The 2,844-nt window shown below is 72.9% G+C and carries 1 protein-coding gene and 2 pseudogenes; 2 read left to right on the forward strand and 1 reads right to left on the reverse strand.

The window, feature by feature from the left end; genetic code table 11:
- Positions 1-133: pseudogene (gene pgk / locus G3N92_RS32750) on the forward strand (phosphoglycerate kinase); the annotation flags it as partial.
- A 108-nt stretch (positions 134-241) separates the two neighbouring features.
- Here pgk and G3N92_RS32755 read toward each other — a convergent pair.
- Positions 242-919: pseudogene (locus tag G3N92_RS32755) on the reverse strand (ABC transporter transmembrane domain-containing protein); the annotation flags it as partial.
- Positions 920-1,192: 273 nt separating this feature from the next.
- Between G3N92_RS32755 and G3N92_RS32760 the strand changes: the two are divergent.
- Positions 1,193-2,844 (forward strand): AMP-binding protein (locus G3N92_RS32760; protein WP_206131670.1); only part of this gene is annotated, 1,652 nt, incomplete at its 3' end.

The following is a 2,844-nucleotide window of genomic DNA, read 5'->3' on the forward strand; positions in this document are numbered from 1 at the left end:
GAACGTGCCGCAGGACGATCACGGCAACATCACCGAAGACACCCGCGTGCGCGCGTCGGTTCCGGCGATCCGCGCGGCGCTCGACGCTGGCGCCGCCGTGATGGTCACCTCGCACCTGGGCCGTCCGCACCAGATTGGCGTTGAGCAGCACCATGAAGATCGACCAGCCCGGCACGGTGCGGCGCGTCACGCGGCGCACGATGTCGTGATAGCGCGCGAGCCCCTCGCGCATCCGCGCGAACGAGCGCGCGTCCTGCCGGTAGGTCTTCATCACGCGCATGCCGCGCAGGTATTCGATCGACGCGCCGTTCAGATCCGCGTTCGCGCGCTGGTAGTCGGCCATCAGCGGGCCCGCGCCGCGCATCGCGAGCGCCTGGAACAGGATCGCCAGCGGCAGCGTGGCCACCGCGGCCATGGCCAGCCGCCAGTCGATCGCGAGCAGCACCGCGAACACCAGCAGTGGAGCCACCGCCGCGGCCGTCACTTCCACCAGGTGATGGGCGATGAACTGCTCGATGCGATCCACGTCCTGCAGCAGCAGCTTGCGCAGCGCGCCCGATTCGTGGCGTTGCAGCCAGGCCAGCGGCGCGCCCGCGAGCTGCCGCGCGAGGCGCTGGCGCGTATCCATCAGGATCCGGTAGGCCGCGTGATGGCTCAGGAAATAAGCCCACGAAACCAGCGCGTACTTGCCGAGCAGCGCGAGCGCGAAGCCGCCGACGAGCGGCAGCCACGCTGCGTGCGCCGCGCCCGGCCCGCGCGCGAACAGCCGCACCGCCGATTCGCACAGCAGCGCGTACGGCGCCAGTTCCAGCACTGCCGCGCCGACTGCCAGCGCCATGGCGGCGGCCAACCGCGCGCGATGGCCGCGCAGCAGGCTCAACAGCGTCGACCACGGGCTGCCGTGGCGTTCTCGTGTCATCGGGTCCCTCCACGGATCCAGGCGTCCCGCGAGCCGCCGCCCGGTCGCCGGCGGCGCACGGGCCGTCCGCGAAGCTTCCTCCCGGCACGGCCCGCGCACTACCCGAATCGGTAGCCGAAGTGCCCCGATGCGGACGATTTTCCCGCGCCGGGCGCGGCCTTTGGCGAGACGGCAGCAAGAATGCCGATGCGGGTAATCCGGTTCGTTTTCGGGTAGTCGAGGGGCGCGCAATCAATAACGATTCGCATTTACTTCGCACTTACGGAGCCCCCGATGAACGCCTCTGCCCTAGCCCGACCGGAATCCGCACCGCCTCGCCACGATCCGCATGGAGACTGGCAGCGCATCACGCTCGGCGAGCGCCTGCGCGGCTGGGCCGCGCGCCACGGCGAGCGCACCGCGTTGATCGACGGCGCGGCGCATTGCAGCTACGCCGAGCTGGATCGCCGCGCCGACCGCCTCGCCGCCGGCTTCGCCCGGCTCGGCATCGCGCCGGGCGACGTGGTCCTGCTGCAATTGCCGAACGGCGCCGCGTTCGCGGCCGCCTTCTTCGCGCTGCTGCGGGCCGGCGCGCTGCCGCTGCTCGCGATGCCGTCGCAGCGGCTTGCCGAACTGGCATCGCTCTGCACGCGCGCCGCGCCGGTGGCCTGCGTGATGCCCGAGCGCTTCCTCGGCTTCGACTACCGGCCGATGGCGCACGCGTTGCGCACGCAGTGCCCGTCGTTGCGGCACGTGCTGATCGACGGCGCGGCCGGCCCCGATCTGTCGCTGGCCGCGCTCGACGACGGCGGCCACGCGCCGTGGGCATCGGCCGTCGCGCTCGATCCCGACGCCCCGGCGCTGCTGCTGCAATCGGGCGGCACCACCGGCATGCCGAAGCTGATCGCGCGCACCCATGCCGACTACGGCTACAACGCGCAGGCCTCGGCGCGGCTCTGCGGCTTGGACGCCGATACCGTCTATCTGGCCGCGCTGCCGCTCGCGCACAATTTCCCGCTCGCCTGCCCGGGCCTGATCGGCACGCTCGCGATGGGCGGCCGCGTGGTGATGGCGCGCACGCCGGGCAGCGACGAGGCGTTCGAGCTGATCGCGCGCGAGCGCGTGACGATCACCGCGCTGGTGCCGCAACTCGTGCAGCAATGGCTGCAGGCGCGCGAGGCCGACGCGGACGCGGGCGGCGGGATGGCCGACGACCTGTCGAGCCTGACGCTGCTGCAGGTGGGCGGCGCGCGCCTCGAGGCGGACGCGGCGCGGCGCGTCGGGCCCGCGCTCGGCTGCGGGCTGCAGCAGGTGTTCGGGATGGCCGAGGGCCTGCTCTGCTACACGCGCCCCGGCGACGCCGACGACATCGTCCTGCACACGCAGGGGCGTCCGCTCTCGGCCGACGACGAGATCCGCATCGTCGACGCCGGCGGCGCGGAGGTCGCGCCCGGCGAAACCGGCGAGCTGCTCACGCGCGGCCCCTACACGATCCGCGGCTATTGGCGCGGCGGCGCGGCCGAAGCCGCGGCCTTCACCGCGGCCGGCTTCTACCGCTCCGGCGATCTGGTGCGCCTTGCGCCGGGCGGCAACCTGATCGTGGAAGGCCGCATCAAGGAACAAATCAATCGCGCCGGCGAGAAGATCGCCACGGCCGAAATCGAGCAGCATCTGCGCGCCCATCCGGCGATCGACGACGCGGTGGTGGTGGCCGCGCCCGATCCGGTGCTGGGCGAACGCAGTTGCGCCTTCGTGCTGGCGCCGTCGGGGGCGCCGAACCTGAGAGAACTGCACGCCTTCCTGCGCGAGCGCGGCCTCGCGCGCCACAAGCTGCCCGACCAGCTCGACGTCGCCGCCGCCTGGCCGCTGACCAAGATCGGCAAGATCGACCGGCGGCGCCTGGCCGAACAGGCCGCGCGCGGCGGCGCCGGCCACGGCGCGCGGCC

This window comes from Burkholderia sp. Ac-20379 (genome assembly GCF_017104645.1).
Taxonomy (GTDB): Bacteria; Pseudomonadota; Gammaproteobacteria; order Burkholderiales; family Burkholderiaceae; genus Burkholderia.